This is a genomic window from Longimicrobium sp., from assembly GCF_036280135.1.
GTDB lineage: Bacteria > Gemmatimonadota > Gemmatimonadetes > Longimicrobiales > Longimicrobiaceae > Longimicrobium.
The window spans coordinates 1-7,027 of sequence record NZ_DASURI010000892.1; the positions used below are offsets into that span (position 1 = coordinate 1).

Below are 7,027 nucleotides of genomic sequence, written 5' to 3' on the forward strand. Positions count from 1 at the left end.
TCCCCCCGCCCCCTGCCCCCGCTGTCGCGGGGGAGGGGGAGAACTGAACCGCGAAAGGAGCCGGCCCTCCCGCTGGAACCCACCTCCCTCCCCCACGCAGTTTGTGGGGGAGGGTCGGGGAGGGGGGCGCTCCGCGCGCCGCGCGATCTCCCCCTTCGTGCACGAGTGCCGTCACTCCCGCACTCCCGCACTCCCGCACTCCCGCACTCCCGCACTGCCGTTCCTCACCGCCCCCGCTGCCGGCGCATCATCTCGCGGCGGCCCTGGCCGCGCTCCGTGCCCTGCGCCGCCTCCGCCGCGGGGGCGGGCGACGCGCCTGCATCAGCCGCGGACGCGGTGGACTCCAAATGCGCGGCCAAGGCGCCGACCGTGGGGTACTGGAACAGCTCCACGACCGACACCTCGCGCCCAATGGCCTCGCGCAGCGCCTCCTGCATGCGCGCCACGAGCATGGAGTGGCCGCCCACGTCAAAGAAGTTGTCGTCCACCCCCACCTCCACGCCCAGCACCTCGCGCCACACCGCCGCGATGCGCCGTTCCGCCGCGCTGGCGGGCTGCGACACGGCGCGGGGGCCGGCGTCGGGCGCGGGAAGCGCCTTGCGGTCCACTTTTCCGTTGGGGCTCAGGGGGAGCGCGTCCAGCGCCACGAACACGGCGGGCACCATGTAGTCCGGCAGCCGCTCGCGCAGGTAGGCGCGCAGCTCCGGCGCGGGAGGAGCGCTCGCGCCGTCCGCGGGGGCCACGTACGCCACCAGCCGCGCGCCGCCTTCCGTCCGCAGCAGCACGGCCGCCTGCGCCAGCGCGGGGTGCGCCAGCAGGGCGCTTTCGATCTCGCCCGTCTCGATGCGGTAGCCGCGCAGCTTGACCTGCTCGTCCGTGCGGCCCATGAACTCCAGCTCGCCCGTGGGCAGCCAGCGCACGCGGTCACCCGTGGCGTACATCCGCGCGCCCGGCGCCCCGCCGAACGGGCACGGCACAAAGCGCTCGGCCGTCATCGCCGGGCGATGAAGGTAGCCGCGCGCGAGCCCCTTTCCGGCCACGTACAGCTCACCCGGCACGCCGACCGGCACGGGCGCCAAGCGAGCGTCCAGCACGTACGCGCGGTGGTTCTCGACCGGCCCGCCGATGGACGGCAGCCCCGCGCCCTCCGCCGGCACCTCGCCGGCCGTGCTGAGGACGGAGTTTTCCGTGGGTCCGTACATGTTGATGAGCCGCATCCCCGCCACGGGCCGCTGCCGCAGCGCGTCGCCGCCGGTGCTGACGACGCGCAGCCCGCGCGGGGCCGGCGCGCCGCGGTGCACGGCATCCAGCACCGCCTCCACCACCGGCGTCGTGCCGGACCAGACGGTGATCCGCGCCTCGTCCAGCCAGCGCAGCAGCCCGCGCGGGTCCACCCGCAGCGCGTCGGGCGCCACGTGCACGGCGGCGCCGGCCGCCAGCGCGGACCACGTCTCCAGCACGCCGATGTCGAAGCCGGGACTGGCCATCCACGCGGCGCGGTCGCCGGGCGCGGTGCCGTGCGCGCGGCGGTGCCAGCCCAGCGTGTTCGCCGCGCCCCGGTGCGGGACGGCCACGCCCTTGGGTTGCCCGGTGGACCCGGAGGTGAAGATGACGTACGCCAGGTGCTCCGGATCCACCGCCACCACCGGGGCGTCGGCGGACTCGGACCGGAGGGCGGATTCCTCCGCGTCCAATTCCAGGACGGGGATGCCGACTGACGGCGCGGCCGCGCGATGCGCCGTCGTCGTCAAAAGCGCGGCGGCGCGGCTGGCCCGCAGCATGTACGCGGCGCGGTCCGCCGGCCCGGTCGGGTCGATGGGCAGGTAGGCGCCGCCGGCCTTCATCACCGCCAGCTCGGCGACGAGGAGCGCGGCGGAGCGCTCCAGCATCACGGCCACGGGCACGTCCGCCCCCACGCCCATCCGCCGCAGCCGGTGCGCAAGGCGATTCGCCCGTGTCTCCAGCTGCGCGAAGGTGAGCGTGCCGTCCGCGGCCACGACGGCGGGAAGATCGGGATGCGCATCCGCCACCCGCGCCACCTGCAGGTGGATGGGACGGGGATCGTGGTCCACCGCCGTCCCGTTCCATCCCTCGACGACCTGGGCCCGCTCGCCGTCGCCGATCATCCGCAGGGCGGCGATGGGCGCATCCGGATCGGCGACGGCGGACGCGAGGAGGGTGCGCAGGTGCTCCGTCATCCGCCGCACCGTCGGCGCGTCGAAGAGGTCACCGGCGTACTGCAGGCCCCCGCGCAGCTGGCCGTCCACCTCCGCCATGGACAGGGTCAGGTCCACCTTGGCCGCGCCCACGTCCGGCTCCGACGCGTCCACCGTCATCCCGCCGAAGGTGCCGTCGCCGCCCGCGCCGCTCCCCGGCAGCATGCTGAACATCACCTGGAAAAGGGGATGGCGGGCCAGGCTGCGCTCGATCTTCAGCTCCTCCACCAAGCGCTCGAACGGCACCTCCTGGTGCGCGAACGCGTCGATGGCGACGGACCGCACGCGGTGCAGCAGCTGGCGAAAGGTGGGGTCGCCGGACAGGTCCGTCCGCAGGGCCAGCGTGTTGAGAAAGACGCCGATGAGCCCCTCCGTCTCGCGCGGCGTGCGGCCGGCGACGGGACTGCCGATGACGACGTCGTCCGTGCCGGACCAGCGCCGCAGCAGGAGCGCGTAGGCGGCCAGCAGCGTCATGAACGCCGTGGCGCCGCCCTGCCGCGCCAGCTCGTTCACGCCCGCCGTCAGCTCCGGCGAGAGGGCGAAGGGGACGAATCCGCCGCGGTAGCTCTGCACGGCGGGGCGCGGGCGGTCCGTGGGCAGGGCCAGCGTGGGCGCGCCGTCGAGCGTTTTGCGCCAGTGGTCCAGCTCCGCCCGCAGCGCGTCGCCCGTCATCCGCGCGCGCTGCCACAGCGCGTAGTCCGCGTACTGCACGGGGAGCGGCGGCAGGTCGGCCGGCCGGCCGGCGCGCGCGGCGTCGTACAGCTCCGCCAGCTCGCGAAAGAGGATGCCCAGCGACCACGCGTCGCCCACCACGTGGTGCAGCGAGAGCAGCAGCACGTGCTCGTCCGGCGCCATCCGCAGCAATTGCGCGCGGATGAGCGGCCCGTTCGCCAGGTCGAAGAGCGTGCGGACCTCGGCGTTCGTGCGCCGCGCCGCCTCCGCCTCGCGCTCCGATTGCGCCAGCGCCGACAGGTCGTGCAGCGGCAGGTCCATGTCCCCTTCGGGGCGGATGACCTGCACGGCCTGCCCGTCCTTCATCCGGAAGACGGTCCGCAGCGACTCGTGCCGGGCGACCAGGCCGCTCAGCGCGCGGCGGAACGCGTCCACGTCCATGGGCCCGCGCAGCCGCAGGGCCAGGGGGATGATGTACGCGTTGGCCGCGGAGCCCAGCTGCTCCACGAACCAGAAGCGCTGCTGCGCGAACGAGAGCGGGATGTCGCCGTCGCGCGGCTGGGGGACGAGCGGCGGCAGCGCGGCCGGTCCGCCCGCGCGGGCCGCGGTGGCGCGCGCGGCCAGGCCGGCCACCGTGGCGTCCTCGAACAGCGCGCGCAGGGGCAGGTCCGCGCCGAACGCGTCGCGGATGCGGCTGATGACCTGCGTGGCGCGAAGCGAGTGGCCGCCCAGGTCAAAGAAGTTGTCGTGCACACCCGGACGGACGCCCAGCACGCGCTCCCAGATGCCGGCCACGAGCTCCTCGGCCGGGGTGCGGGGCGGCACGCGCGTGGCGGCGCCGGCGTCCACGTCCGGCGCGGGAAGCGCGCGGCGGTCCACCTTGCCGCTGGGCGTGAGCGGCATGGCGTCCAGCATCACCCAGCGCGCCGGCACCATGTAGTCCGGCAGGTGCGCGGCCACGTGCGCCCGCAGCTCCGGCGTGGTCACGGCGGCGCCCTCCCCGGGGACCACGTAGGCCACCAGGCGGCGTTCCGCGCCCTCCCCGCGGACGGCCACGGCGGCCTCGCGCACGGCCGGGTGCGTGCCGATGACGGCCTCCACCTCGCCCGGCTCGATGCGGAAGCCACGGATCTTCACCTGGAAGTCCGTGCGCCCCACGTACTCCAGCTCGCCCGTGGCCAGCCAGCGCGCGCGGTCGCCCGTCCGATAGAGGCGCGCGCCCGGCAGGGCTCCGAACGGGTCGGGGACGAACTTTTCCGCCGTGAGCGACGGGCGGCCCAGGTAGCCGCGGGCCAGCGCCACGCCGCCCGCGTACAGCTCGCCCGGCACGCCGACGGGCGTGGGCTGCATCGCCGCGTCCAGCACGTACAGCCGCACGTTGTCCACGGGCGCGCCGATGGGCGGCAGCAGCGGCCACGCGCCCGCGTCGTCCGCCAGCCCGTGCGCGCTGATGACGTGCGTCTCCGACGGACCGTACTGGTTGTCCAGCCGCAGCCCGGGGTTCGCGCGGAAGAACGCGACCAGTTGCGGCGTGGAGCGCAGCGCCTCGCCGGCCGTAATGACCTCGCGCAGGTCGGGAAGGCGCGCGCCCTCCGCCGTCTCAGCCAGGTTCTGCAGCGCGGCAAAGGGGAGAAAGAGGCGTTCGATCCGTTCGCGCCGCAGGTGCTCCACCAGCGCCTCGGCGTCGCGGCGCGTGTCGTCGTCTACCAGCACGAGCGATCCGCCACCCGCCCAGGTGCTGAAGATCTCCTGGAACGAGACGTCGAAGCTGAGCGACGCAAACTGCAGCGTCCGCGCGGCCGGCGACGCGCCGAAGCGTGCCAGCTGCCAGCGCAGCAGGTTGACGAGCGCGCGGTGCGGCAGCGCGGCGCCCTTGGGCCGCCCCGTGGAGCCGGACGTGTACAGCACGTAGCACAGCGTGTCGGGATCGGCGGAATTGTCGTACGGATCGTACGCATCCGCCGAATCCGCATCCGCCGAATCCGCGTCCCTGTCCAGCAGGAGCAGCGGCGTGCGCATCTCCGGCAGGCGCGCGGCCACGTCGGAGGTGGTGACGAGGACGGCGGCGCGGCTGTCGTCCAGCATGTACGCCACGCGGTCCGCGGGATAGTTCGGGTCTACCGCGACGTATCCGCCGCCCGCCTTGAGCACGGCGAGGACGGCGACCGGCAGCTCCAGCGACCGCTCCAGGCAGACGGCCACGCGCACGTCCAGGCCCACGCCCATCCGCCACAGCCGCCGCGCGAGCTGAGTGCCGTGTGCGTCCACCTCCGCGTACGTCAGCGTCTGTCCGTCGAGCTCCACGGCGGGCGCATCCGGCGTAAGCGCGGCCTGCTGCGCGAACAGGTCGTGCACGCACACGCCGTCCGCGGCGGGGCGGTCCGTGGCGTTCCAGCGCTCCAGCACGTCCGCGCGCTCCGCGTCGCCCAGGACGGCGTGGGCGGAGAGCGGCGCGTCCGGGTTCGCCGCGGCGGCGCGGAGGGTGGCGTCCAGGTGGTCCATCATCCGCGCGACGGTGGACGCGTCGAAGAGCGCGACCGCGTACTCCACGCCACCCACGATCTCGTCGCCGGCCTCGATGACGCCCACGGTCATGTCGAAGCGCGACGTGCCCAGGTCCGCGTCCGTCGCCGCCAGCGTGGCCTCGCCGAACGCCGCCGTCCCCGCCTCGCCGCCGGTCTGGTGCGTGAGCATCACCTGGAAGAGCGGCGCGTGGCTCAGGCTGCGCTCCACGTTCAGCGCGTCCACCATCCGCTCGAACGGCACGTCCTGGTGCGCGTACGCCCCCAGCGTGGTCTCGCGCACGCGGCCCAGCAGCGCGCGGAACGACGGATCGGCCGACAGGTCGATCCGCAGCGGCAGCGTGTTGCTGAAGAAGCCGATGAGCCCTTCCAGCTCGCGGCGGGGTCGGTTGATGATGGGCGTGCCGATCACCACGTCGTCCTGGCTGCTCCACCGGCGCAGCACGGACGCGAACGCCGCCGTCATCACCATGAAGACGGTGGCCCCGGAGGCGCGGGCCAGCTCCCGCGCGCCCCGCGCCGCATCGGACGAAAGACGGAACCGGTGCGCGCCGCCGCGCGTGTCCTGCACGGCGGGTCGCGGGCGGTCGAACGGCAGGTCCAGCGTGGCGGGCGCGCCGGCCAGCCGGCCCCGCCAGTACTCCAGCTGCCGCTCCAGCTCGCCGCCGTCCAGCGACGCGCGCTGCCACGCGGCAAAGTCCGCGAACTGCACGGGCAGCTCCGGCAGCGGCGACGGCGCGCCCCGGCGGAACGCGTCGTACAGCGTGGCCAGCTCGTCCAGGAGGATGCCGCCGGCCCAGGCGTCCGTGGCCGCGTGGTGCATCACCACCATCAGCCCGTGGCGCACCGGCGAGACGCGGACGAGGGTGGCGTGGACGAGCGGACCGCGCCGCAGGTCGAACGGGCGGCGGCCCTCCATCGTCATCCGCCGCTCCGCTTCCGCCCGTGCCTCGTCCCCGGGCAGATGCGACAGGTCCACCGTCTCCATCCGGAACGCGTCCGGGGGGAGGATGACCTGCACGGGGCCGGATTCGCCCGGCTCGAACGCCGTCCGCAGCACCTCGTGGCGCCGGACAACCTCCGCGAGCGCCCGGCCCAGCGCGTCCGCGTCCAGCGCGCCTTCGAAGGACAGGCCGAAGGGCACGTTGTAGACGGACGAGCCCGGGTCCAGCTGCTCCAGGAACCACAGCCGCTCCTGCGCGAACGAGAGCGGAAGGGGCTGATTGCGATCGGCGACGGGGATGGGCTCGACGGATTCCGCCGCATCACCGGATCCGCCGCGGAGCGCGCCGATGCGCTGCGCCATGGACGCCAGCGTGGACGCCTCGAAGACGGCGCGCAGGGGCAGCTCCACGCCGAACGCCTCGCGGACGCGCGTCACCAGCTGCGCGGCCAGGAGCGAGTGGCCGCCCAGGGCAAAGAAGTCGTCGCCGGCGCCCACGCGCTCCGCGCCCAGCAGCGCGCCCCAGAGCGGCGCCAGCGCCTGCTCCGTGGGCGTGGACGGCGCGCGCCACTCCGCGGCGGCGGGCGCGTCCGGCTCGGGGAGGGCGCGGCGGTCCACCTTGCCCGTGGACGTCAGCGGCAGCGCGTCCAGCACGGTGAGCGTGGCGGGCACCA

At 74.8% G+C, this 7,027-nt stretch carries 1 protein-coding gene; it reads right to left on the minus strand.

Going from position 1 to position 7,027, the window contains the following annotated elements:
• Positions 1-224: 224 nt before the first annotated feature.
• Complete coding sequence (locus VFZ20_RS28835) at positions 225-7,007, minus strand: non-ribosomal peptide synthetase (RefSeq protein WP_329687428.1); 6,783 nt, start codon at positions 7,005-7,007, stop codon at positions 225-227.
• Positions 7,008-7,027: the final 20 nt, after the last annotated feature.